This window comes from Teichococcus aestuarii, assembly GCF_003116135.1.
Lineage (GTDB): Bacteria > Pseudomonadota > Alphaproteobacteria > Acetobacterales > Acetobacteraceae > Pseudoroseomonas > Pseudoroseomonas aestuarii.
This window is the reverse complement of sequence record NZ_PDOA01000009.1, coordinates 16,845-38,240: the sequence shown is the minus strand read 5'-3', so window position 1 is coordinate 38,240 and position 21,396 is coordinate 16,845. Positions and strand designations below refer to the sequence as shown.

Here is a 21,396-nt window from a genome sequence, read left to right as displayed (position 1 = left end):
GAGAGCGCAGCGCCAAACTGACAAAGTCTTTTTGCTTCTTTTTCTTCAGAAAAAGAAGATTCTTTCCTTACGCTTCCTTCAGCCGCGCCAGCAGCGCCTGGATGGGATGGCGCAACTGCACCCCATCGAACCGCTTCACCTGGCTGCGGCAGGAATAGCCGCTGGCCAGCAGCGCCTCGCCCCGCTTCGCCACATGACCGCGCCAGGAGAGATCGTAGATGCGCTCCGAGGTGTCACGGTGCTCCGCCTCGTGCCCATAGGTGCCGGCCATGCCGCAGCAGCCCGAGGCCAGCACGGCGAGCGGCGCGCCGAGCCGCGCGAACACCGCCTGCCATTCCTTGAGCGAGGCGGTGGCATTGGTCCGCTCCGTGCAATGCGGCAGCAGGGAGAAGCCCTCGCCCTGGGGCAACTCGGGCAGCAGCTCCAGGCGCCTGGCCAGCCATTCCTGCGGCAGCAGCACCGGCGGCACGGGAATGCCCTTGTACTCGGAGCGGTAGGTCAGCGTCATCGACGGGTCGAGGCCCACCAGTTCCACCCCGCTCTCGGCCAGGGCGCGCAGCATGGCGGCATTGGCCTCGGCCTGGCGGCGGAAGGCGCCGAGGAAGCCATGCACATGCAGCGGCTTGCCGTTCGGGCGGAAGGACGCCAGCCAGGGGGTGAAGCCCATGGCCCGCAGCGCCGCCAGCAGGTCCAGCACCAGCCCCGTCTCGAAATGCGTGGTGAAGGCGTCCTGCACCAGCACCACATGACGCCGGCGCTCCGCCTCGCCCAGGCCGCGCAGCGCCTCCGGCGTGGCGAGGCGCACGCCCTGGGCGGCGGCCTCCCGCACCAGGTTGCGCCCGCTGAACAGCGGCGCGTCCACCAGCCCGCCCTTCGCGGCCAGCGCGCGGCCGATCCCGCTGCCCAGCACCGCGTTGGCCAGCCCCGGCACCCGGGCGCCGAGCGGCAGCACCTGCTCGATCATGCCCACCAGGTAGTCCTTCAGCGGGCGCTGGTAGCGGCCGTGGTAGATCTCCAGGAACTTCGCGCGGAAGCTCGGCACATCCACCTTGATCGGGCATTGCCCGGTGCAGGACTTGCAGGCGAGGCAGCCATCCATCGCCTCCTTCACCGCGTGGGAGAAATCGTCCTCGCCGCGGCGGCGCGCCCGCTCGTTGCGGATGCGGGCAGGCAGGCCGGAGAGGAAGGAGGTGCCGCGGATGCGCTCCGCCTCCGCCATCGGGTCCACCCCCGCGGCGGAGAGCTGGCGCAGCCATTCGCGGAACAGGCTGGCGCGCCCCTTCGGCGAATGGCGGCGGTCGCCCGTCGCCTTGTAGGAGGGGCACATGGCGTCCTGCGTGTCGTAGTTGAAGCAGGCGCCGTTGCCGTTGCAGTGCAGCGCATCGTCATGGGCGGCGCGCACGGGGGCGGGGATGGTGCGGTCGAGTTGCCCGCGCATCGGCACGCGGTCGATCGCCAGCAGCGCCTCGCCATCGGGTGCCGCGATCTTGCCGGGGTTGAGCTGGTTGCGCGGGTCGAAGGCGGCCTTGATGGCCTGCAGGCTCGGGTAGAGCGGCCCGAACACCTCCGGCACGTATTCGGAGCGCACGCCCTTGCCGTGCTCGCCCCAGAGCAGCCCGCCATACTTCCGGGTGAGGGCGAAGACCTCGTCGGTGATCTCGCGGATCATCCGCTCGGCGCCCTCGGCCTTCATGTCGAGCGCCGGGCGGACATGCAGCACCCCGGCATCGACATGGCCGAACATGCCGTATTCCAGCCCGCGCCGGTCCAGCGCGGCGCGGAACTCGCCGATGAAGTCGGCGAGGTTCTCCGGCGGCACGGCGGTGTCCTCGACAAAGGCGATCGGCCGGCGCTCGCCCTGCATGTTGCCGAGCAGGCCGACGCCGCGCTTGCGCATGGCCTGGATGCGCTCGCCCGCCGCATCCCACGCCACGGTGTGCCCGCGCCGCCCGAGGCTGCGCCCCTCGGCGGCGAGGCGCGCCTCCACCACGCCGAGCTTGGCCTGCACCTCCGCCTCGCTGTCGCCCACGAACTCGATGAGGTTGATGCCGGCGGCGGCGCCTTCCGGATCGTCCGGCAGGTATTCGGCGATGCTGGTCCAGACGATGTCGCCGCGCGCCAGGCCGAGCACCTTGGAATCGACCGTCTCCACCGAGGCGGCGCCGAGCGCCATCAGCACGCGCGCGTCGCGCAGCGCGGCGTCGAAGCTGTCGTAGCGCAGGTTGATCAGCGCGCTGCGCTTCGGGATGGGCAGCACGCGGATGCGGGCTTCCGCGATCATCGCCAACGTGCCCTCGGAGCCGCAGAGCAGCGAATTGAGGTCGAACCGCCCTTCCCCGTCGCGGATGTGGGCGAGATCGTAGCCGGTGAGGCAGCGGTTCAGCGGCGGGAAGCGCTCGGCGATGAGCTGCGCCTGCTCGCGCGCGATGCCGTCCGCCACGCGGTGGATGGCGCCCACCATGTCCTGCCGCCGCGCCACCGCCGCCAGCGCCGCGTCGTCCATCGGCCGGCTCTCCCAGAGGGTGCCGTCCATGAGCACCACCGTGAGCCCCAGCACATGGTCCCGCGTCTTGCCGTAGAGGCAGGAACCCTGGCCGCAGGCATCGGTGGAGATCATGCCGCCGAGCGTCGCGCGGTTGCTGGTGGAGCATTCGGGCGCGAAGAACAGGCCAAGCGGCTTCAGCGCCGCGTTCAGCGCGTCCTTCACCACGCCGGGCTCGACGCGCACCCAGCCCTCCGCCGCGTTGATCTCCAGGATGCGGGTCATGTGGCGCGAGACATCGACCACGATGCCATCGGTCAGCGACTGGCCGTTGGTGCCGGTGCCGCCGCCGCGCGGCCCGATGGCGAGGCCCTGGAAGCGAGGGTCCGCCGCCACCTTCGCGATGCGCTGCAGATCCTCGGCGCCGCGGGGGAAGACCACCGCCTGCGGCTGGCGCTGGTAGATGGAGTTGTCGGTGGCCATCACCACCCGGTCCGCCGCGCCGGAGGAGAGATCGCCCGAGAAGCCGCGCAGCCGCAATTCATCCAGGAAGGCCAGGGCGGGCGCGACCGGGGCGGGCAGTTCGGCGAGGCGGGGGATCATCGGGGATTGGCCTTTCACGCGCGGGGAGGCAGCCCGGCCTGGCCCGATGGCCTGCCCGGCTGCCGCCCCTGTCATGCCACCGCACCGGAAAAAGAGAAGAGGCCGGGTGCGGATTTCAGCCCTGCCCGGCCAGCAGGGCGCCTGTTGTTACTCGCCCTTCCAGACGGGCGGGCGCTTGTTGAGGAAGGCGTCCATGCCCTCGCGGAAATCCTGGCTCATGTAGCACATCAGCACCAGGTCCTTGCCCTCCTCGGAGGAGATGGCCGGACGCAGCCGGGCGATCGCCTCCTTGGTGGCGCGCAGCGTCAGCGGCGCGTTGCCGGCGATGGTGCGGGCCAGCTCCTCGGCGCGGGCCTGAAGATCGCCGCCCTCCGGCACCACCTCGTGCAGCAGGCCGATCTCCTTGGCCTCGGCCGCGTCCAGCAGGCGGGCCGTGAAGATCATCTCCTTGGTGCGCGAGGGGCCGATCAGCGAGACCAGCCGCGAGAAGGCGCCCATGGAGAGGATGTTGCCCAGCGTGCGCGCGATGGGGAAGCCGAAGCGGGCGTTGCTCGCACCCACCCGGATGTCGCAGGAGGCGGCGATGGCGCCGCCGCCGCCGGTGCAGGCGCCGTTGATCGCCGCGATGGTGGGCTTGGGGCAGGATTCCAGCACCGTGATGATGCGGCTGATCCGCTCCTCGTACTGGATCGCGTCCTCCGGCGTCTTGAAGGCACGGAACTGGTTGATGTCGGTGCCCGCCGCGAAGGCCTTGTCGCCAGCGCCGGTCAGGATGATGGCGCGGATCGACTTGTCCTCCGCCACCTCCTGGCAATAGGCGGCGAGGCGCTCATACATCTCGAAGGTGAAGGCGTTGCGCGCCTGCGGGCGGTTGAAGGTGACGCGGGCGATGCCGCCTTCCAGCGTCTGGAAGAGAATGTCGTCGTTGCCGCTCATGCCGGTTGTTTCCCTGTCGGGCCGGCGCCGCCGGCCGTTTCCTCGTGCGGTCGGGCGGCCATGCCGCCATTCCTTGCGGTAGTCTTACGGGCAGGCGCGAAGGCTGTAAACAATCAACACCTGACAGTTCCGGGGCACCGCTTCGCCACGGTGGCGCGAAACAGCCCTCCCGCCAAGCTGGCGCCCGTGTGATGGTGCATTGCATCGCGCATCATGCGGTCCATCTCCGCGCAGAGCGCGGAGCTTCCCGCCTGCGCCAGCCAGGAGACACTCCGTGACCGGTTCCTCTTCCCTGCAACGCTTCGCGCCACACGCCCTGGCTGCCTTGCGCATCATGGCCGCCCTGCTGTTCATCGCGCACGGCACGCAGAAGCTGCTCGGCTTCCCTGCCCCGCCCTCCAGCGGCACGCTGCCGGCAGCCTTCACCATGGCCTGGACGGCCGGCATGCTGGAGCTGTTCGGCGGCCTGCTGGTGCTGGTGGGGCTGTTCACCCGGCCGGCCGCCTTCGTGCTGTCGGGGCTGATGGCCTTCGCCTACTTCCTGGCGCATGCGCCGCGCAGCTTCTATCCGGTGCTGAACGGGGGCGATGCCGCCATCCTGTTCTGCTTCGTGTTCCTCTACCTGGTCTTCGCCGGCCCCGGCAGCCTCAGCATCGACGGCCGCCGCCGCTGAGAGGGCGCCGCCAGGAAAGGTGCCACCTCTCCTGGACGGCCCCGCCGGCCTCAGAAGCCCTCGGGCTCCAGCAGCACCACCGGCTCGCCATCGCCCAGCACGCCCATGCCGCCCACGCCGGGCAGGCTGGCCAGGGCCGGATGCAGCGGGCGCAGCAGCAGGTCCGACCGGCGGCGCACCCGGTCCACCCGCAGCGCCAGCAGCCGCCCGCCCGAGCGCACCAGCACCGCCACCCCCGCCCCGCCCGGCCCCGCATCCTCCGGCAGGCCCAGCAGCGCCGAAAGCGCGCGCGGCTCGGCCTCCACCGGCAGGCTGCCCGCCTCCACCACGCCCTGCACCCGCGCCGCCGGCAGGGCATAGGGATGGCCGGCCACCTCCACCAGCAGCACGCTCTGGATCGAGGCCGTCAGCGGCAGGCGGAGCAGGAAGGCGGTGCCCTCGCCGGGCCGGCTTTCCACGCTTAGCGTGCCGCCGGCGCGGCGCACCGCCTCCTGCACCACATCCAGCCCCACGCCGCGCCCGGAGGTCTCCGTCACCCGCTCGGCGGTGGAGAAGCCGGGACGGAACAGCAGCGCCTGCACCTCCGGCTGGGAAAGCCGCGCCGCCCCGGCCTCGTCCACGAGGCCCTGCGCCACCGCCCGCCGCAGCACCCGCCCGGCATCGATCCCCGCCCCGTCATCGGCGACGCGCACCAGGATCTCGCTGCCCTCCCGCGCGGCGGCGACGCGCAGCAGCCCGCGCTCCGGCTTGCCCGCCGCCCGCCGCGCCGCCGGCCCTTCCAGCCCGTGGTCCACCGCATTGCGCACCAGATGCAGCAGCGGGTCGGAGAGGATTTCCACCAGGCCGCGGTCGATCGCCACCGCCTGCCCTTCCAGGAGCACCTCCACCTGCTTGCCGCCCGCCTGCGCCACGGTGCGCGCGACGCGGGGCAGGCGCGACAGCAACGTGCCGATGGGCACCACGCGCAGCCCCATCACCGCCTCGTCCAGCCGGCGCAGTGCCAGGCCGACGCGGCTCTCCAGGGCTTCCAGCGCCTCCTGGCCCTGGCGCAGCCGCTCCATCTCGGCCGCGAGGCGCGGCGCGGCATGGGGCGGCAGCGAGGATTCCAGCCCCGCCAGCCGGCCCAGCGCGGCGCGCGTGCCGCCCTCCCGCACCACCTCGGAGAGGGAGAGGACGGCCGCGCCGAGTTCCGCCTGCAGGGCGATGATGTCGTCCACCGTCTCCTGCCGCACCCGCAGCGTCACCGGGCCCGCGGCCTCGGCCTCCGCCGCGGGGGCGGCCCCGGGCAGCGCGGCGATCTCCCGCAGCACATGGCACCCGGGGTCCAGCAGCGCCGCCTGTTCCGACAAGGCGGGGAGGCCTTCCTCGCTGGCCAGCAGCAGCTCCAGCACGGGTGGCTCGGCACCGGCGGGGTTGTGGCTGGCCAGCACCTCGCCCTTCCGGCGCAGCCAGTCGCCCGCCTGCTCCTCCATCGCCGCGTCCACGCCCAGCGCCAGCCGCGCCAGGAACAGCCCCCGGCCCGCCGCCCGGGCCGCCAGGGCGCGGCGCCGCGCCTCCGCCCCCATGACGGGGAGGAACATGGCCGGCAGGCCCGATTCCGTCTCCCCCGGCGCGGCATCGGGCAGGAGGGGGGCGGCGTCACGCCGGCCGTGCAGCATGGCGGCCTGGGCCTGGGCCAGGGCGGCGGCGGCATCGGGCTCGGCGGCGCGGTCGGCCAGGTCTTCCAGCACCAGCAGGCGCTGCTCCAGCGCGTCCTCCCCCAGGGCGGCGGCCATGGCTGCGGCCTCCTGCGCCGCGCCGGCCACGGCGCCGGGCGCGGCTCCCGCCTCCAGCGTGGCCAGCAGCGGCTCCAGCCATGCCTCCTGGGTGCCCCGCAGGGCGACGGGAAGTTCCTCGGCTCCGGCGGCCTCGCCGGCCAGGGTGCTCAGCCGCTCCAGCTGCCGGCGCAGGCGGCCGAGCGCCGCCAGCCCCGCCCCGCCCTCCGCCAGGGCGGCGAATCCGGCGGCCAGGCGGTGCAGCCCGAGCAGCGCCGCGCCTTCGGAGAGGGCGGCGGCCTCGCGCCGCGCCGCGAGGTCCGGCGCCGGTCCCGCCAGCGCCGCCAGCAGCGGCACCGCCGCGCGCGCGCGCGAGGCCAGGGTGGCCAGCAGCGGATCGGCGGCCGCGGGGGGCACCGGGGCGGCCCTGGCGGGCGGGGCGGATGGCGTGCCGGCGAATCGGCGCAAAGCCGCCATCAGGGCCGGGTCGGCGGGCTGCTCGGGGCGATGCTCCAGCACCTGCCGGCGCTGGCGGCGCAGCGTGTCCACCGTCCGCAGCAGCAGCTCGGCCAGGGGCGGGTCGAGCGGCAGCCGACCGGCGCGGACCAGGCCAAGCACATCCTCCGCCGCGTGCGCCAGCGCCTTCAGCCCCTGGGCGCCCAGTGCGTCGCTCATGCCCTTCAGGCTGTGGAAGGCCCGGAACAGGGTGTTGACCGCCTCCGCCCCGGGCGCGGCCGCCGCCAGCGCCACCTCGATGCCATCGAGATGCTCCTCGCTCTCGGCGGCGAACTCGGCCCAGAGGGCGTCCTCCTCCCCCAGCATCAACGCCCCTCCCCGGCGGGCGGCAGGCCGGCGGCGTGGCGCGCGGCGCGCAGGATGGCATCGCCCTGGCGGTCGCGCAGATCCGGGCTGAAGGCACCGGAGGGCTTGCCCACCACCGCCGCCGCGCCGAGGCGCCGCGCCTCGGCCGCCAGCGCGGTGCCGGGCCGCGCGGCGGAGGAGACCACCACCACCGCGCCCGGTCCCGTCAGGCTCCAGGCGCGCAGGGCGCCGATTCCGTCCAGCTCCGGCATCTCGATATCCAGCAGGGTGAGGTCCGGTCGCAGCGCCGCCATGCGCTCCAGCGCGGCATGGCCGTTGGCGGCCTCGCCCACCACGACGAAGGCGGGGTCGGCGGCCAGGCTCTCGCGCAGCAGGCGGCGCATCATGGCGCTGTCATCCACCAGCAGCACGCGGCAGCCTTCCGGCGGCGAAGCGTCCCGCGGTGGCGCCTCCTCCGGCGGCGGCAGATCCGCGCCCGCCTCGGCGATGCGCGCCGCCTGCGCCCGCAGCCGCGCGGCGAGGCCCGCCAGCGCCCCCGGCGCGAAGGGCTCCGGCAGCGGCTCCGCCGTGGCCAGGATCTCGGACAGGGAGCGCAGCCCGAAGGCGCCGGCCATGCCGCGCAGCTGGTCCAGCAGGCGGGGGGCGGCGGTGGCCCCGGCCCCGGCAAGGGCCGCGGCGGCGGCCTCCCACTCCGGCAGGAAGGCCGCCAGCAGTTCCGGATCGAGCGGCTCGGTCATGGGCGCTTCCTTTCCGCCTCAGCCACGGGGCCCGGAGGCGGGCGCCGCGGACAGCAGCCGGGCGAGCCGGCGGCCCAGCGCCGCAGGCGCGGCAGCCTCTACCGCCATTCCCGCCGCGCGCGCCGCAGCGGCGGCCGCCCCCGGCATGCCGGCGACGACGCAGCTGGCCGCCTCCTGCACCAGCACCATACCGCCCCGCGCCAGCAGCGGTGCCACGCCGGCTGCGCCATCCTGCCCCATGCCGCTCATCACCACCGCCACCGGCCGCCGCGCCGCCAGGGCGGCGGACTGGAACAACCCGTCCACCGAAGGATGCACGAGCCCCGCCCCCGCCGCCAGCCGCAGGGTCAGCCCGCCCTCCGGGGCGCAGGCCAGGTGGCCGTCCGTGCCGCCCGGCAGCAGCAGCACCTCGCCCGGCACGAGGCGCCCGCCATGCGCGCCGAGCACCACGGGCTGCCCCGTGCGCGCCGCCAGATGCCGCGCGAAATCCGGCCCCAGCGCGGCCGGCATGTGCTGCGCCACCACGCAGGGCACCGGCAGCGCGCCCGCCGCCCCCAGCAGCGCGGCCAGCGCATCGGGGCCGCCGGTGGAAGCGCCGAGCAGCAGCAGGTCGAACCGCTCATCCTCACGGCTGCGCGGCGGCAGGGTGGAGATGGCCGGCACAGGCTGGGGCGGCAGGCGCTGGGGCGGCACGGGCTGGGGCAGCGGCAACCCGGCCGGGCGCTGGGTGGCCCAGTGGCGCAGCCGGCCGCGCAACTCCCGGTCGATCTGCCCGAGATCGAGGCCGGACAGCGCCGAGCCCTTCCACAGGTAGTCCGCCGCGCCGCGTGCCAGGGCGGCCAGCGCCATCTCCGAGCCCTCGCGCGTGTGGTGGCTCACCATCACCACCGCGGGCGGGGCGGGCAGCGCCATCAGCCGCTCGGTCACGGCCAGACCGTCCAGCCCGGGCATCTCCAGGTCGAGCGCCACCACGTCCGGCTGCAGGCGCTCGGCCAGCTCCAGGGCGAGGTGGCCGTTGGCCGCCTCCCCCACAACCTTCAGGTCACCATCCGCCTCGATGATCCGCCGCAGCGCCAGCCGCATGAAGCCGCTGTCGTCCACCACCAGGACGCGGATCATCACGCGCCTCCCGGCAGCAGAGCGGCCAGGGCGGCGGCGCGGCACACCGGCAGCGGGCGCTCGGGCGCGGCGCCGGGGGGCGCCATGGCCAGCGCCGCCACCAGCCCGGACGTCTCCAGGGCATGGATGTCGGCCTCCGGCCAGCGGCGCAGGCCCTGCACGCCGCTCACCGCCAGGGCCAGGGGCGGCGTGCCGGCCAGCCGCAGCAGGGGCGGCGCGGGCTGCGCCGCCAGCACCGCCGGCTGGCCCAGCGCCTCGCCGCCATCCAGCACCGGCAGCACGTCACCGCGATGCGCCACCACGCCGCGCAGCCGGCGGCTGCCGCCTGCCGGCACGGCGGCCGGCGCCTGGGGAGCCACCACGGCGGCCACTTCCTCCAGCGGCAGGGCGAAGTCGAGCACCCCCACCCGCGCCAGCAGCAGGACCCGGCTGGGCGCCACCGGCGGCAGCGGCGCGGCACGGTGCGGCGGCGCCAGGGCGCGCAATGGCGCGGCATCCGGCCCCGCCAGACGCGACGCCAGCCGCGACGCCAGCCGCGACGCCAGCCGCGATGCCAGCCGCGATGCCAGCCGCGATGCCAGCAGCGACGTGGCCTCGCCCCCGGCTCCCGGAACGAGGTGGTCGCAGGGCAGCGCGTAGCGGCGGCCTTCCAGCACCAGCACGGCCATCAAGGGCGCGGACCCGGCCGGCGGCGCGGCCGGGTCCAGCCAGGCCGGGTCCAGCAGCAGCGCCGCGCCGGCCTCCCCCGGCACCGGACCCAGCCCCAGCGCCCCCGGCGGATGGCCGGGCGGCGGGGAAAGGGGCGGCATCGGCACCACGCGCAGCAGCACGCCCGGCGGTAGCGGCCAATGCCAGCCCTCCAGATGCAGAAGCAGCCCCTCCTCCCGCCGCGGCGCCGCAGGCAGGGCGGGCGCCAGCGCCGCAACCGGCGTCACCGGCGGCACGGCAAGGGGGGCGATGTACGGCAGGGGCAGCGGCGACGCCTCCGGCGGCGGTGGCGCCGCCACCGCATCGCCCGTGACGAGGTAGGCACCGGCCGGGCCCTCGCAGGCCAGCCAGGCCACGCCGGCCCTGCCACCGGGCGCCAGGACCGGCACGGCCACGCCCTGCCGGAGCGCCAGCCCCAGCATGCCCGGCGGCATGCCTGGCACGGGACGCAGGGGAACCGGCGGAACCGCCCTGGCACCTGGCGGCAGGCGGAACCAGTGCCCGCCCGCCTGAAGCGCGGCTTCGCTCACCGGCACCACAGGCAGGGCTGGTCCTCCGCCCAGGGGCGAAGGCCGAGCTCCGGCGGCGGCAGATCGGTGGCGCCCAGAAGCAGCGCCCCGCCCGGCGCCAGCCGCGCAAGGAGCCGGCGCAGCACCCTCTCCCGCGCCTCGGAGGTCAGGTAGATCAACACGTTGCGGCAAAGGATGACATCGAAGGACGGGCCTGCCCCGGGCAGATCGAGCAGATTGGCGCGCGCCACGCGCACGGAGACATACGGGCCGGGGCGGGCCTGTACCCCCTCGGCCGAAACCGTGAAGAAGCGGCGATAGGGCGGCGGCACATCGCGCAGCGGGTCGGGCGGGCCGGGCGGGAACAGGCCGCTGGCGGCCCGCTCAAGCGCCGGGCGGCAGAGGTCCAGGCCCAGCACCCGGGCCGGAAGCCCCGCCCCCGCCGCCAGCACGGCCAGGGTCCAGGCTTCCTCGCCGGTGGCGCAACCGGCGGAAAGCAGCTGCGCCGGCCGGCCCAGCCCGGCCAGCCCCGGCAGCACCCGCGCCGCCAGCCCCAGCCATTGCTGCGGCGTGCGGAAAAGCCGCGTCTCCTGCACCGTGACGGCATCGATCAGCCGGGCCCAGAAGGGGTCGTCCATCTCGGGGCTGGGCAGCCGCCCGGGCCCGGCCTCCGCGATGAGCGGCGCGGCGCGGCGCAGCCGGCCTTGCAGCACCATGCCGTCGGAGAGGCCGACCAGCCGCTCCAGCCCCTGGCTGGCCAGTGCCTCGGCCGGCAGGGGCGGCATCATGGCGCGCACATGCCCCTGCCCCTCGCCCTGGCGCGGCTCAGGCGGCCAGGGCCTCGGCCCGTGTCGGATAGGCGGGGATGATGCGGTCGAATCCGGAAATCTCGAACACCTCGCGCACGGGGGATTGCAGGCCGCAGATGCTGAAGCCGCGGCCGGAGCCCATGCCCTGCTTGGCCGCCCGCAGCAGCACCCGCAGCCCCGCCGAGGAAACGTAGCGGACCGCCGCGAGATCAGCCACCACGGCGCCCTCCTCCAGCAGGGCCAGGAGACGCGCCTCGACCAGCGGGGCGGTCACGGTGTCGAGCCGTCCCTCCAGCACCGCCACCGTTGCGCCCTCCGCCCGGACCTCGACGATCTCCATGGTCTCTCCCGCTCCTTGTCGCATTGCATCACGCCACGTCCAGCACGGCCAGCAGCCTGTTGCAGCCGGCTTCCCGCGCATAGTCCAGGCGCCGGGTCATCCGGCGCATAAGATGCAGCCCGAGGCCGCCCGCCATACGCTCTTCCAGCGGCCGGCTCGTGTCGGGCGGCGGCGCGGCCAGGGGGTCGAAGGGCGGCCCGTCATCGGCCAGGCGCAGATGCAGGCTCCCCGGCTCGCGCCACAGCGACAGCTCGGCATAGCTCGCCCCGGTCCCGTGCATCGCCACATTGGCCAGCCATTCCTCACAGACCAGCGCCAGGCGCTGGGAGGGCCCCATCGGCAGGCCGGTCTCCTCCGCATAGGCCTCCAGCCGGTCCAGCAACACCGGCACGGCCTGCGCCCCGGGGCACAGGCGCAGCGACAGTTCCATGCTTCCCGCCATGCAGGCTGGTATCCTGTCCTTCCGATTCAGGCCACAGGGTAATGCCGTGGGCGGCGCCTGTCAGTCGGCGCCGCGTGGCGGGAGTCCGGGGGAAGGCGCCTTCAGAAGAAGCGCTCCGGCCGCTCCACGGCGCGGCGGTCGTTCCAGGCCAGGAAGGCCCGCACCAGCCGGATGACGAACCACACCAGGGCGAAGAACCCGAGGAGGAAGCCGAGCCCCACAAAGGACAGCACGAAGCTCACCACGCTGAGCGCGAGGCCGATCCAGAAGGTGCGGATCGCGTAGGTCAGGTGGGAGTGGTAGATGGTGCCCGCCGCATCGGCACGCTTCATGTAGGCCAGCACCACGCCGACCAGCACGGTGACGCCGAGCAGGAAGCTGGCGGCGTAGAGGCCGTGCACGGCGAGCGCGACGTTGCGCAGCCGGCTATCGGCCTCGCGCGGCTGTGGCGTGACGGGGTCCATGCGGGGCCTCCCTGGCGGTTGCGCAGCCTGGCAGATGACCTCCCGCGCCGCCGGGTGCAAGGCCGGACGGGCCGCCCCGGCGGGCGGCCCCGGCCCGGACGCCTCAGGCGTGCTCCAGATCCAGCGCGTAGCCGGCGCTGCGCACGGTGCGGATGATGTCCACCTCGCCCTCGCCGTTCACCGCCTTGCGCAGGCGGCGGATATGCACGTCCACCGTGCGCGGCTCGACATGGATGTCGCGGCCCCACACCGCATCCAGCAACTGCTCGCGCGAGAAGACGCGGCCGGGATGCTGCAGGAAGAACTCCAGCAGCCGGTACTCGGTGGGGCCCAGATGCAGCGGCCGCCCGCCGCGCGAGACGCGGTGCGCGTCCTGGTCCATCGTCACGTCCTGCCAGGCCAGCGTGCCCTTGGTGGCGACGCCGCCGGAGCGGCGCAGCAGGGCGCGGATGCGCGCCAGCAGCGCCTCCATCACGAAGGGTTTGGCGATATAGTCGTCCGCGCCCGTGTCGAGGGCGCGGACGGCGTCCTGGTCCTCGGTGCGGGCGGTGACCATGATGATCGGCAGGCCACGCGTGTCGTGCCGGCGGCGCAGCTGGCGGCAGACCTCGAGGCCGGACATGGCGGGCAGCATCCAGTCCAGCAGCACGAGGTCGGGCGGCGCCTCGGCCACGCGCATCAGCGCCTCCTGGCCGTCGGCCGCCTCGTCCACCTGGAAGCCCTGCTTCTCCAGGTTGTAGCGCAGCAGGGTCAGCAGCGGCGCCTCGTCCTCGACCACCAGGATGGTCGGGCGGGGCATGCCGGAATTCAGCTCGGCCATGGCCGGGGTCTTTCCTCGGTCAGTCTCGCGGGTGCCGCGCTCAGGCGGGCGGGCGGACAACGGTGTAGGCGGAGGCGTCGGACTTCGGACGGTCCTCGGGCAGCATGTGGCCGAGCACGGCGTAGTGGACGGTCTCCGCGATGTTCGTCGCGTGGTCGCCGATCCGCTCGAAATTCTTGGCGATGAACAGCAGATGGGTGGCCGCGGTGATATTGCGCGGGTCCTCCATCATGTGCGTCAGCATCTCGCGGAAGATGCCGTTGTAGATGTCGTCCACCGGCGCGTCGGCGCCCCAGACGCGCTCGGCGGCGGCGGCGTCCTCCTTCACCAGCGCGTCGATCGCCTCCTTGAGGTTCTCCTGCACCAGCTTGGCCATCCACTGGAAACCGTTGAGGCTGCCGAGGTGCGGCTGCTGCGAGACGACGATGGCGCGCTTGGCGGCGTTGCGGGCGTAGTCGCCGATGCGCTCGATGTCGGTCGAGACCTTCATGGCGGCGACGATCAGCCGCAGGTCGGCCGCCATCGGCTGGCGCAGCGCCAGGAGGCGGACGCAGAAATTCTCGATCTCGGTCTCCAGCGCGTCGATCTCGCCGTCGCGGCCGACGACGGCGCTGGCGAGCTCGGTGTCGCGGCGGATCAGGGCCGTGGCGGCGTCGGCCACCTGGCGTTCGGCCAGCCCGCCCATGCGGGCCACCATCTCGCGCAGGCGCTTGAGCTGTTCTTCGTAGGAACGCACGATGTGCTCGCTCTGCTGGGGCTGCGGGTCGGACGTCTCGGTCGGCAAGGTCTTCATGGCGCCCTCGTCAGCCGAAACGGCCGGTGATGTATTCCTGGGTCTTCTTCTGCTTGGGCGCGGTGAACATCTCCTCCGCAGGCGCCACCTCGATCAGCTCGCCAAGGTAGAAGAAGGCCACCTGGTCGGCGCAGCGCGCCGCCTGCTGCATGTTGTGCGTGACGATGGCGATGGTGAAGTCCTGCTTCAGCTCGTCGATCAGCTCCTCGATCTTGAGGGTGCTGATCGGGTCGAGCGCCGAGGTCGGCTCGTCGAGCAGGATCACCTCCGGGCGCACGGCAATGGAGCGCGCGATGCAGAGGCGCTGCTGCTGGCCGCCCGAGAGGCCCATGGCGTTGCTGTTCAGCCGGTCCTTCACCTCGCCCCAGATGGCGGCGCGCGTCAGCGCCCATTCCACCCGCTCGTCCATCTGGCTCTTCGAGAGCTTCTCGTGCAGCCGGACGCCGAAGGCGATGTTCTCGTAGATCGTCATCGGGAAGGGCGTCGGCTTCTGGAACACCATGCCGATGCGCGCGCGCAGCGCGTTCATGTCCACATCGGCGTCGAGGATGTTCTTGCCGTCGAGCAGCACCTGCCCCGTGGCGCGCTGGCCGGGGTAGAGGCTGTACATGCGGTTGAGCACCCGCAGCAGGGTGGACTTGCCGCAGCCCGAGGGGCCGATCATCCCCGTCACCTGCCGGTCCGGCAGGTCGAAGTTGATGCCCTTCAGCGCCTTGTTGGCGCCGTAGTAGAAGTCAAGATCGCGCACGGCGATGCGCGGCGCGTTCATCGCGGCGCCCGGCTTGGCGGCCACGGCGGTGTCCGCGCCGGTCTGGATCATGGAAACGCCCATGGTCTTCCTCACTTCCTGCGCAGCAGGCTGCGCGCCACGATGTTGAGCCCCAGCACGCCCAGGGTGATGATCAGCGCACCGGCCCAGGCCAGCGCGATCCAGTCCTGATAGGGCGAGCCGGCATAGGCGAAGATGGTGATCGGCAGGCTGGACATGGGCGCGGAGAGGCTGAGCGACCAGTTCAGGTTGCCGAGCGAGGTGAACAGCAGCGGCGCCGTCTCGCCCGCCACGCGCGCCACCGCCAGCAGCACGCCGGTGACGATGCCGGACGCCGCGGCCCGCCAGCAGACCAGCGTGATCATCTTCCACTTCGGCGCGCCGAGGCCGATGACGGCCTCGCGCAGCGTGTCGGGCAGCAGGCGGAGCATGTCCTCCGTCGTGCGCACCACGATGGGAATGACGATGATGGCCAGCGCCACCGAGCCGGCCCAGCCGGAGAAGCCGCCGAACGGCACCACCAGGATCTGGTAGACGAACAGGCCGATCAGGATGGAAGGCGCCGAGAGCAGGATGTCCGAGACGAAGCGCACCGCGTTGGCCAGCGGCGAGTTTTTGGCATACTCGGCCAGGTAGGTGCCGACGAGCAGGCCGATCGGCGTGCCGATGGCGGTGCCGATGCCGGTCTGGATCAGGCTGCCGATGATCGGGTTCAGCAGGCCGCCCTCGGAGCCGGGCGGGCGCGTCATGTCGGTGAAGACGCGCAGGTTCAGCGCCGCGAAGCCGTTCCAGAACAGCGTGCCGAGGATGGAGAGCAGCAGCAGCAGCCCGACCGCCGTGGCGCCGTAGCAGGCGAACTTCACGAGATGGGAGGTGGCGCGGCGGCGGCGGCCCAGGGCGGCGGCGACGCGCATGTCCTTGGCGGGACCGCTGGCGGGGTGGAGGGTGGCGCTCATGGTGTTCAGGCCTTCAGCCGCTGCCGCAGCAGGAAGCGCGAGGCAGCCAGCACGATGAAGGAGATGACGAACAGGATGAAGCCCAGCCCCAGCAGGGCGGAGAGCTTGAGGCTGCCGAGCTCGCTCTCGCCGAACTCCAGCGCGACCACGGAGGCGATGGTGTTGCCCGGGCCGAACAGGCTGGTGGAGATGCGGTTGGCGTTGCCGATGACGAAGGTGACGGCCATGGTCTCGCCCAGGGCGCGGCCGAGGCCGAGCATGATGCCGCCCACCACCGAGACGCGGGTGTAGGGCAGCACCACGCTGCGCACCACCTCCCACTGCGTGCAGCCGAGGCCGTAGGCGCTCTCCTTGTAGACGGGCGGCACGGTCTCGAACACGTCGCGCATGGTGGCGGCGATGAAGGGCAGCACCATGATCGCCAGGATCAGCGCGGCGGTGAAGATGCCGGTGCCGAAGGGCGGGCCGGCGAAGAGGTTCTCCAGCACCGGCAGCGTGCCCAGCGTGTCGATGATGAAGGGCTGCAGGGTCGTCGACATGAAGGGGACGATCAGGAAGAAGCCCCACATGCCGTAGATGATGGAGGGCACCGCCGCCAGCAGCTCCACCGCCGTGCCGACCGGGCGCTTCAGCCAGGCCGGCGCCAGCTCGGTCAGGTAGAAGGCCACGCCGAAGGCCAGCGGCACGGCCATGATCAGCGCCAGCACCGCGGTGACGATGGTGCCGTAGATGGACACGCCGGCGCCGAACACCTCCTGCACCGGGTCCCACTCCGTCGAGGTGACGAAGCCGGGGCCGAAGGTGCGGAAGGCCTGCAGCCCACCCAGGAACAGCTCCAGGATGATGGCGCCGAGCAGCAGAAGCACGAGCACGCCGGCGCTGCGGCAGGCGGCGGCGAAGATGGCGTCGCCCAGCGCGCCGGAGCTTCGGCCCCGGCGCAATTCATGCGTGGGTGGCGGCGCCGTCTGGGCGGAGAGGGTTGCAGCCTGCTGCAAGGGGATGCTCCGGAAAGCGGGTTTGCGGGGCGGGATAGCGCCCGGCCCGGCTTGCGGGAAGCGGGCGGGTCCTTCCGGAACCGCCCGCCCTGGTCTCGTCCGCTCGTACTGGCCGGATTAGTTGGCCGGCCAGACCGGCTTGCCGTCCACCTTCACCTCGGCGGCCCAGGCGGCGCGGATGGCGTTCTCGACCGTCTCCGGCAGCGGGATGTAGTCGAGCTGCACGGCCATCTGGTCGCCGTTCTTGAACGCCCAGTCGAAGAACTTCATCACGTTCTGCGCCCGGTTCGCGTCCTGCGGGTTCTTCGGCAGCAGGATGAAGGTGGGCGAGACGATCGGCCAGGACTTGTCGCCCTGGGTGTCGATCAGGCTGGCGGCGAAGTTCGGCGTGGACCAGTCGGCATTGGCGGCGGCGGCCTGGAAGGCCTCCGGCTCGGCCTGGACGAAGTTGCCGGCCTTGTTGCGCAGCTGGGTGGTGACCAGCTTGTTCTGCGCCGCATAGGCGTGCTCGACATAGCCGATGGCGCCGCGCACGTTGCGCACCGTGCCGGCCACGCCCTCATTGCCGCGGGCGCCGGTGCCGGCGGCCCACTTCACCGAGGTGCCGATACCGACGCGCTGCTTGAACTCGCTGGAGACGGCCGAGAGGTAGGAGACCCACACATAGGTCGTGCCCGAGCCGTCGGCACGGTAGACCGGCGCGATCGCCAGGTTCGGCAGATTCAGCCCCGGGTTCATCTCGACCAGCTTGGGGTCGTTCCACTTGGTGATCTTGCCCAGGTAGATCTCGGACAGCAGCTCGCCCGTCAGGCGCATCTGGTGGTCCTCGACGCCCGGGATGTTCACGATGGCGACGAGGCTGCCCATGGTCGAGGGGAACTGGAGCAGGTTGTGCTCCTGCAGCTGCTCGGCCGTCATCGGCGCGTCGGAGGCGCCGAAATCGACGGTGCGGTTGCGGATCTGCGCCTGGCCGGCGCCCGAGCCGACGGACTGGTAGTTGAGCTGGATGCCCGCGCCTTCCTTCGCCGCCTCGCCCCACTTCTGGTAAAGCGGGTTGGGGAAGCTCGCGCCCGCCCCGGTGATGGTCGCCTGCTGCGCGTGCGCGGTCATGGACAGGCCAAACGTGGCCACAACGCCAGCCGCCAGGGCCAGAAGTCGATTGCTCACCATATCTCTCCGTTCTTGCGTCCGGTCCTGGCCGCGCAGGGCACGGCGGGGGGCCGGTTCGGTTGGACGCCTTCTAGGCCCGGGGCACGACGACTCTATTTCATATTTATGAAGGTTCGATGACAGGCCGGGCGCTTCACACTGCCCTCAACCCCTGAAACTCTTGCCCTGGCGGCTGGTTGTTCGGGCCAGCATGCCGCATCCACAACGTGCCAGGGGCCCGCGGCCACACCGGTGGACAGCCTGGCCTGGCCCATCGAAGGAAACCCATGGCTCTCCGTACGCCATGGGTGTCCGGGCTTTTGAACGTCCGCAGGAAGCATCCCGGCTCCGCCCCCGCAGGCCCGCTGCCGGCGCGTCGCGGCCCGCCGGCGCGGCTGCCGCGATCCCTTCACATCCGGCGCCGCCTTCCTCGTCGCCCGAGAACCGATCCGAGAACCGCCGATGAGCCAGCAGCCTTCCGCCCCTCCCGCGGCCGTGCAGCCCCGCCAGCCGGGGCGGGAATGGGCGATGGACCCCGCCCCCCGTTCCGCCATGCGCGACTACCGCGCCGCCGGGAAGCTGGCCGGCAAGGTCGCCCTCATCACCGGCGGCGACAGCGGCATCGGCCGCGCCGTGGCGGTGGGCTTTGCCAAGGAGGGCGCCGACATCGTCATCGGCTACCTGGAGGAGCACGAGGATGCGCGGGAGACGGAGCGGCTGGTGAAGGAAGCAGGCCGCGAGATCCTGCTCTGCCATGGCGATATCGGGGATCCGGCGGTGGCCGGGCGGCTGGTGGCCGAAACCGTCGCGCGCTTCGGCCGCATCGACATCCTGGTGAACAACGCCGCCGAGCAGCATGTGCACCACGACTTCGCCAGCATTCCGGTGGACCAGGTGGAAGCCACCTTCCGCACCAACATCCTCTCGCAGTTCTGGGTGACGCGCGCGGCGCTGCCGCACATTCCGCGCGGCGGGTCCATCATCAACAGCACCTCCGTCACCGCCTATCACGGCAGCCCGACGCTGATCGACTACGCCGCCACCAAGGGGGCAATCGTCGCCTTCACCCGCTCGCTCTCCACCGCCCTGGCCGAGCAGGGCATCCGCGTCAACGCGGTGGCCCCGGGCCCGATCCGCACGCCGCTCATCCCGGCCACATTCGATGCGGAACGCATGGAGAAGCACGGCCAGTCCGCCCCCATGGCCCGCCCCGGCGAGCCGGATGAGGTGGCGCCGTGCTACATTTTCCTCGCCGGGCCGGATGCGTCCTACATGTCCGGGCAGGTTCTGCACCCGAATGGAGGCACCGTGGTCAATGGGTAGTCGCGGCAAGAGGGGGGACAAGGATCAGAGGAAGGCCGGACGCCGTCCCGGTGCGGCGCTTCCCGGGTGATCAAGATCGTCTCGCGCCTGCCGCGGGCCGGAGGTGTCATCTCCAGCCAGCTCGTGGCGCTTGGCTGCGCATTGGCGGGCATGCTGGCATGGGAGGCCGCTGAGGCCCTATGGCCGGGCACCCATGGCCCGGCCCTGCTGCTGCCGGCCATCGCCCTTGCCGGCGCCGTCGGTGGCCGTCCGGGCGGGGTGGGTTGCGTACTGTTCCTGTCCCTGCTCACGCTCGGGGAGGAACTGGCCCTTGGGCATGGAACCCTGTCGGGCGGGGAGGCGCTGACGCTGCTGGCGGCGGGCCTGCTGGTGGCACTGGTGGCCGGCGAGCTGCGCCACGTCACCGACGAGGGAAACCAGCTCCGGCAGGCCCTGCACGAGATGGAGGCGCTGGGCCAGGCAGGCCGCTGGAAATGGAACGCGGCCAGCCAGACCATCAGCCTCTGCGCCAGCGCCTGGCGCGTGCTCGGGCGTCCCGCCGGCACGGGGCCCGTCTCCCTGGGGCAGTTGCACAACCACCTCCACCCCGATGATCTGGAGGCCTTCCGGCAGGCTGGCCGCGATCTGGAGACAGCGCCGGTCGAGGTGGTGTTCCGCCTGCTGCCCGGTGCCACGGGCGAGACGCGCGCCCTTCTGCTGCGCGGCCGGCCCGCCGGGCCGGGGGAAGCCGCCGGCGTGCTGATGGATGTCACGGCGCAGCACAGGGCGGAACAGGACTGGGCCCGGGCCGTCGCCCGCCATGAACGGCTCTACCGGGAATTGACGCACCGGGTGAAGAACAACTTCCAGCTCGTCTCCAGCCTGCTGCGCCTCCAGGCCCGGCGCACCCCGCCGGAGGTGAAGGCGGCACTGGAGATGGCGGGCGAGCGCATCCAGAGCATGGCGGCGCTGCACGAGGCGCTGCATCAGGCTGGCGACGCCGGGAGCGTCCCGCTCGTTCGCTATCTGGAAACCTTCGCCCACTGGATCATCCGCCACTGGATGGCGCGGCGGCCGGTAGTCCTCCATGTGGAGACGGTTCCGGCATCGCTCAGCAGGGACCGTACCCTGCCTCTTGGCATGGCCGTGGCGGAGATGGTGAGCAACGCGCTCCGCCATGCCTTCCCGGAGGGGCGGCACGGCAACATCCACCTCCGCCTCGAGCGCGAGGAGGACATGCTGGTGCTGAGTGTCGAGGATGACGGGGCGGGCATGGACGCGCTGGCGGCCATGCGGTCCGCCGGGTTCGGCATGACGCTGCTGCAATCCTGCGCGCGCCAGCTGGACGGGGACCTGCTCACCGAGCACCGTCCCCGGACCCGGTTCAGCCTGCGCTTCCCGGAGGCAACGCCGGACTGAACGGGCGGGCGATGCCGGTGTCTCAGCCGCCCTTCTTCGTGTTTTCCGTGTCTTCCTTCTCAGGCTCCTCCCAGCCGACCGTCTGCGTCGGGCTGGACTGGGACGGCGGGTCGCTGGCCGGGAAGGTGTCCTCCAGGGCCTTCTCCAGCTCCTGGTCGTTCTGGCGGGCGTCCTTGCCCTGGGTCACGGGCTGATGGGGCGGGGTGCGGGTTTCCGGCGAGGCCATCGCGGTTCTCCTTGGATCTGTCAGCCGGGCCTGCGTGCCGGCATTCAAGATGAGCAACCCTCGGCGGCCGGGCCGGTTGCATCATCACAGCCCAGGCCAAGGACAGGACCCATGACCGCCCTCCGCCCGGCGGTACCCGGAAAGCTGCTGGAAACCGCCCTCTATGTGCGGGACCTGCGCGCGACACGCTGGTTCTACGAGCACATCCTGGGGCTGGAGTGCCTGCGGGCCACCGACACCTTCTGTGCCCTCGGCATCGGTCCTGGCGTGCTGCTGCTGTTCCGGCGGGGCAGCGCCGCGGCCGCCACCGAGACGCCGGGTGGCCATATTCCGGGGCACGACGCCGGCGGCCGGCAGCACATCGCGCTCGGCGTGGCGGCCGAGACCCTGCCGGCCTGGCGGGAATGGCTGGCGCTGAACGTCGTCGCGGTGGAGGGGGCGGTCTCCTGGCCAGGCGGCGGCCACAGCCTGTTCCTGCGGGACCCGGAAGGACATCTGGTGGAGCTGGCGACGCCCGGCCTCTGGCCAGGGCGCTGAGCGGAACGTCCCTTGCCGGACGATTCTGCCGG

General features: G+C 72.7%; 21 protein-coding genes. 4 read left to right on the top strand and 17 right to left on the bottom strand.

Annotated features, from left to right (window positions below; genetic code table 11):
* Positions 1 to 67 precede the first annotated feature (67 nt).
* Positions 68 to 3,085: a D-2-hydroxyglutarate dehydrogenase YdiJ gene (gene ydiJ / locus CR165_RS14095; protein WP_109517642.1), complete on the bottom strand. Its 3,018-nt coding sequence runs from the start codon at positions 3,083 to 3,085 to the stop codon at positions 68 to 70.
* Positions 3,086 to 3,232: 147 nt separating this feature from the next.
* Positions 3,233 to 4,021 (bottom strand): enoyl-CoA hydratase/isomerase family protein, encoded by a 789-nt coding sequence (locus CR165_RS14090; RefSeq protein ID WP_109517641.1) that lies wholly within the window; start codon positions 4,019 to 4,021, stop codon positions 3,233 to 3,235.
* A gap of 274 nt (positions 4,022 to 4,295) precedes the next feature.
* Between CR165_RS14090 and CR165_RS14085 the strand changes: the two genes are divergently transcribed.
* Positions 4,296 to 4,694, top strand: coding sequence for a DoxX family protein (locus CR165_RS14085; protein ID WP_109517640.1), 399 nt, complete (start codon positions 4,296 to 4,298; stop codon positions 4,692 to 4,694).
* A 50-nt stretch (positions 4,695 to 4,744) separates the two neighbouring features.
* Here CR165_RS14085 and CR165_RS14080 read toward each other — a convergent pair whose 3' ends face one another.
* The 14 genes from CR165_RS14080 to pstS form a co-directional block, all read right to left on the bottom strand.
* On the bottom strand, positions 4,745 to 7,270 hold the full coding sequence (locus CR165_RS14080) for a chemotaxis protein CheA (protein ID WP_109517639.1): 2,526 nt from the start codon (positions 7,268 to 7,270) through the stop codon (positions 4,745 to 4,747).
* Positions 7,270 to 8,007 carry a response regulator gene (locus tag CR165_RS25400; protein ID WP_219929755.1) on the bottom strand — a complete coding sequence of 246 codons (738 nt, stop codon included), beginning with the start codon at positions 8,005 to 8,007 and terminating at the stop codon, positions 7,270 to 7,272. Before CR165_RS25400 ends, CR165_RS14080 begins: the two co-directional genes overlap by 1 nt.
* A gap of 18 nt (positions 8,008 to 8,025) precedes the next feature.
* Positions 8,026 to 9,126: a chemotaxis protein CheB gene (locus tag CR165_RS14070; protein ID WP_109517638.1), complete on the bottom strand. Its 1,101-nt coding sequence runs from the start codon at positions 9,124 to 9,126 to the stop codon at positions 8,026 to 8,028.
* Positions 9,126 to 10,256, bottom strand: coding sequence for a chemotaxis protein CheW (locus CR165_RS14065; protein ID WP_109517637.1), 1,131 nt, complete (start codon positions 10,254 to 10,256; stop codon positions 9,126 to 9,128). The genes CR165_RS14070 and CR165_RS14065 overlap by 1 nt, the downstream gene beginning before the upstream one ends.
* 104 nt (positions 10,257 to 10,360) lie before the next feature.
* Entirely contained in the window at positions 10,361 to 11,131 is a 771-nt protein-coding gene (locus CR165_RS14060; RefSeq protein ID WP_146201908.1) for a CheR family methyltransferase, read from the bottom strand.
* A gap of 37 nt (positions 11,132 to 11,168) precedes the next feature.
* Entirely contained in the window at positions 11,169 to 11,492 is a 324-nt protein-coding gene (locus tag CR165_RS14055) for an STAS domain-containing protein (RefSeq protein WP_109517635.1), read from the bottom strand.
* A 28-nt stretch (positions 11,493 to 11,520) separates the two neighbouring features.
* A complete protein-coding gene (locus CR165_RS14050; RefSeq protein ID WP_109517634.1) occupies positions 11,521 to 11,934 on the bottom strand; it encodes an ATP-binding protein in 414 nt (137 codons plus the stop codon).
* A 101-nt stretch (positions 11,935 to 12,035) separates the two neighbouring features.
* Positions 12,036 to 12,398: a DUF4870 family protein gene (locus tag CR165_RS14045; protein ID WP_109517633.1), complete on the bottom strand. Its 363-nt coding sequence runs from the start codon at positions 12,396 to 12,398 to the stop codon at positions 12,036 to 12,038.
* Positions 12,399 to 12,501: 103 nt separating this feature from the next.
* Entirely contained in the window at positions 12,502 to 13,218 is a 717-nt protein-coding gene (gene phoB, locus CR165_RS14040; RefSeq protein ID WP_109517632.1) for a phosphate regulon transcriptional regulator PhoB, read from the bottom strand.
* Positions 13,219 to 13,258: 40 nt separating this feature from the next.
* Complete coding sequence (phoU, locus tag CR165_RS14035) at positions 13,259 to 14,011, bottom strand: phosphate signaling complex protein PhoU (protein WP_109517631.1); 753 nt, start codon at positions 14,009 to 14,011, stop codon at positions 13,259 to 13,261.
* 10 nt (positions 14,012 to 14,021) lie between these two features.
* Entirely contained in the window at positions 14,022 to 14,831 is an 810-nt protein-coding gene (pstB, locus tag CR165_RS14030) for a phosphate ABC transporter ATP-binding protein PstB (RefSeq protein WP_109517748.1), read from the bottom strand.
* Between the two features lie 20 nt (positions 14,832 to 14,851).
* Entirely contained in the window at positions 14,852 to 15,736 is an 885-nt protein-coding gene (pstA, locus tag CR165_RS14025; protein ID WP_181378165.1) for a phosphate ABC transporter permease PstA, read from the bottom strand.
* Between the two features lie 5 nt (positions 15,737 to 15,741).
* Positions 15,742 to 16,737 (bottom strand): phosphate ABC transporter permease subunit PstC, encoded by a 996-nt coding sequence (gene pstC, locus CR165_RS14020; RefSeq protein ID WP_109517630.1) that lies wholly within the window; start codon positions 16,735 to 16,737, stop codon positions 15,742 to 15,744.
* 111 nt (positions 16,738 to 16,848) lie between these two features.
* Complete coding sequence (gene pstS, locus CR165_RS14015; protein WP_109517629.1) at positions 16,849 to 17,901, bottom strand: phosphate ABC transporter substrate-binding protein PstS; 1,053 nt, start codon at positions 17,899 to 17,901, stop codon at positions 16,849 to 16,851.
* 441 nt (positions 17,902 to 18,342) lie between these two features.
* Between pstS and CR165_RS14010 the strand changes: the two genes are divergently transcribed.
* Positions 18,343 to 19,203, top strand: coding sequence for an SDR family oxidoreductase (locus CR165_RS14010; RefSeq protein ID WP_109517628.1), 861 nt, complete (start codon positions 18,343 to 18,345; stop codon positions 19,201 to 19,203).
* Positions 19,204 to 19,269: 66 nt separating this feature from the next.
* Positions 19,270 to 20,601 (top strand): sensor histidine kinase, encoded by a 1,332-nt coding sequence (locus CR165_RS14005; RefSeq protein WP_109517627.1) that lies wholly within the window; start codon positions 19,270 to 19,272, stop codon positions 20,599 to 20,601.
* 22 nt (positions 20,602 to 20,623) lie between these two features.
* On the opposite strand, the gene CR165_RS14000 is transcribed toward CR165_RS14005, so the two are convergent.
* Positions 20,624 to 20,827 carry a hypothetical protein gene (locus tag CR165_RS14000; protein ID WP_181378164.1) on the bottom strand — a complete coding sequence of 68 codons (204 nt, stop codon included), beginning with the start codon at positions 20,825 to 20,827 and terminating at the stop codon, positions 20,624 to 20,626.
* A 111-nt stretch (positions 20,828 to 20,938) separates the two neighbouring features.
* On the opposite strand from CR165_RS14000, the gene CR165_RS13995 reads away from it, so the two are divergent.
* Complete coding sequence (locus CR165_RS13995; protein ID WP_109517625.1) at positions 20,939 to 21,364, top strand: VOC family protein; 426 nt, start codon at positions 20,939 to 20,941, stop codon at positions 21,362 to 21,364.
* The last annotated feature ends 32 nt before the right edge of the window (positions 21,365 to 21,396 follow it).

What these genes read in the sequence shown, in the direction of transcription:
- CR165_RS14065 (WP_109517637.1), bottom strand. Translation starts at nt 10,256, where the DNA reads ATGCTGGGGCTGGCGCTCCGGCAGGGCGTGGCCGTGCCGGTCCTGGCG.
- CR165_RS25400 (WP_219929755.1), bottom strand. Translation starts at nt 8,007, where the DNA reads ATGACCGAGCCGCTCGATCCGGAACTGCTGGCGGCCTTCCTGCCGGAG.
- CR165_RS14070 (WP_109517638.1), bottom strand. Translation starts at nt 9,126, where the DNA reads ATGATCCGCGTCCTGGTGGTGGACGACAGCGGCTTCATGCGGCTGGCG.
- CR165_RS14090 (WP_109517641.1), bottom strand. Translation starts at nt 4,021, where the DNA reads ATGAGCGGCAACGACGACATTCTCTTCCAGACGCTGGAAGGCGGCATC.
- CR165_RS13995 (WP_109517625.1), top strand. Translation starts at nt 20,939, where the DNA reads ATGACCGCCCTCCGCCCGGCGGTACCCGGAAAGCTGCTGGAAACCGCC.
- CR165_RS14010 (WP_109517628.1), top strand. Translation starts at nt 18,343, where the DNA reads ATGAGCCAGCAGCCTTCCGCCCCTCCCGCGGCCGTGCAGCCCCGCCAG.
- CR165_RS14050 (WP_109517634.1), bottom strand. Translation starts at nt 11,934, where the DNA reads ATGGCGGGAAGCATGGAACTGTCGCTGCGCCTGTGCCCCGGGGCGCAG.
- pstA (WP_181378165.1), bottom strand. Translation starts at nt 15,736, where the DNA reads ATGAGCGCCACCCTCCACCCCGCCAGCGGTCCCGCCAAGGACATGCGC.
- phoU (WP_109517631.1), bottom strand. Translation starts at nt 14,011, where the DNA reads ATGAAGACCTTGCCGACCGAGACGTCCGACCCGCAGCCCCAGCAGAGC.
- CR165_RS14055 (WP_109517635.1), bottom strand. Translation starts at nt 11,492, where the DNA reads ATGGAGATCGTCGAGGTCCGGGCGGAGGGCGCAACGGTGGCGGTGCTG.
- phoB (WP_109517632.1), bottom strand. Translation starts at nt 13,218, where the DNA reads ATGGCCGAGCTGAATTCCGGCATGCCCCGCCCGACCATCCTGGTGGTC.
- CR165_RS14080 (WP_109517639.1), bottom strand. Translation starts at nt 7,270, where the DNA reads ATGCTGGGGGAGGAGGACGCCCTCTGGGCCGAGTTCGCCGCCGAGAGC.
- ydiJ (WP_109517642.1), bottom strand. Translation starts at nt 3,085, where the DNA reads ATGATCCCCCGCCTCGCCGAACTGCCCGCCCCGGTCGCGCCCGCCCTG.
- pstS (WP_109517629.1), bottom strand. Translation starts at nt 17,901, where the DNA reads ATGGTGAGCAATCGACTTCTGGCCCTGGCGGCTGGCGTTGTGGCCACG.
- pstB (WP_109517748.1), bottom strand. Translation starts at nt 14,831, where the DNA reads ATGATCCAGACCGGCGCGGACACCGCCGTGGCCGCCAAGCCGGGCGCC.
- CR165_RS14045 (WP_109517633.1), bottom strand. Translation starts at nt 12,398, where the DNA reads ATGGACCCCGTCACGCCACAGCCGCGCGAGGCCGATAGCCGGCTGCGC.
- CR165_RS14000 (WP_181378164.1), bottom strand. Translation starts at nt 20,827, where the DNA reads ATGGCCTCGCCGGAAACCCGCACCCCGCCCCATCAGCCCGTGACCCAG.
- CR165_RS14060 (WP_146201908.1), bottom strand. Translation starts at nt 11,131, where the DNA reads ATGATGCCGCCCCTGCCGGCCGAGGCACTGGCCAGCCAGGGGCTGGAG.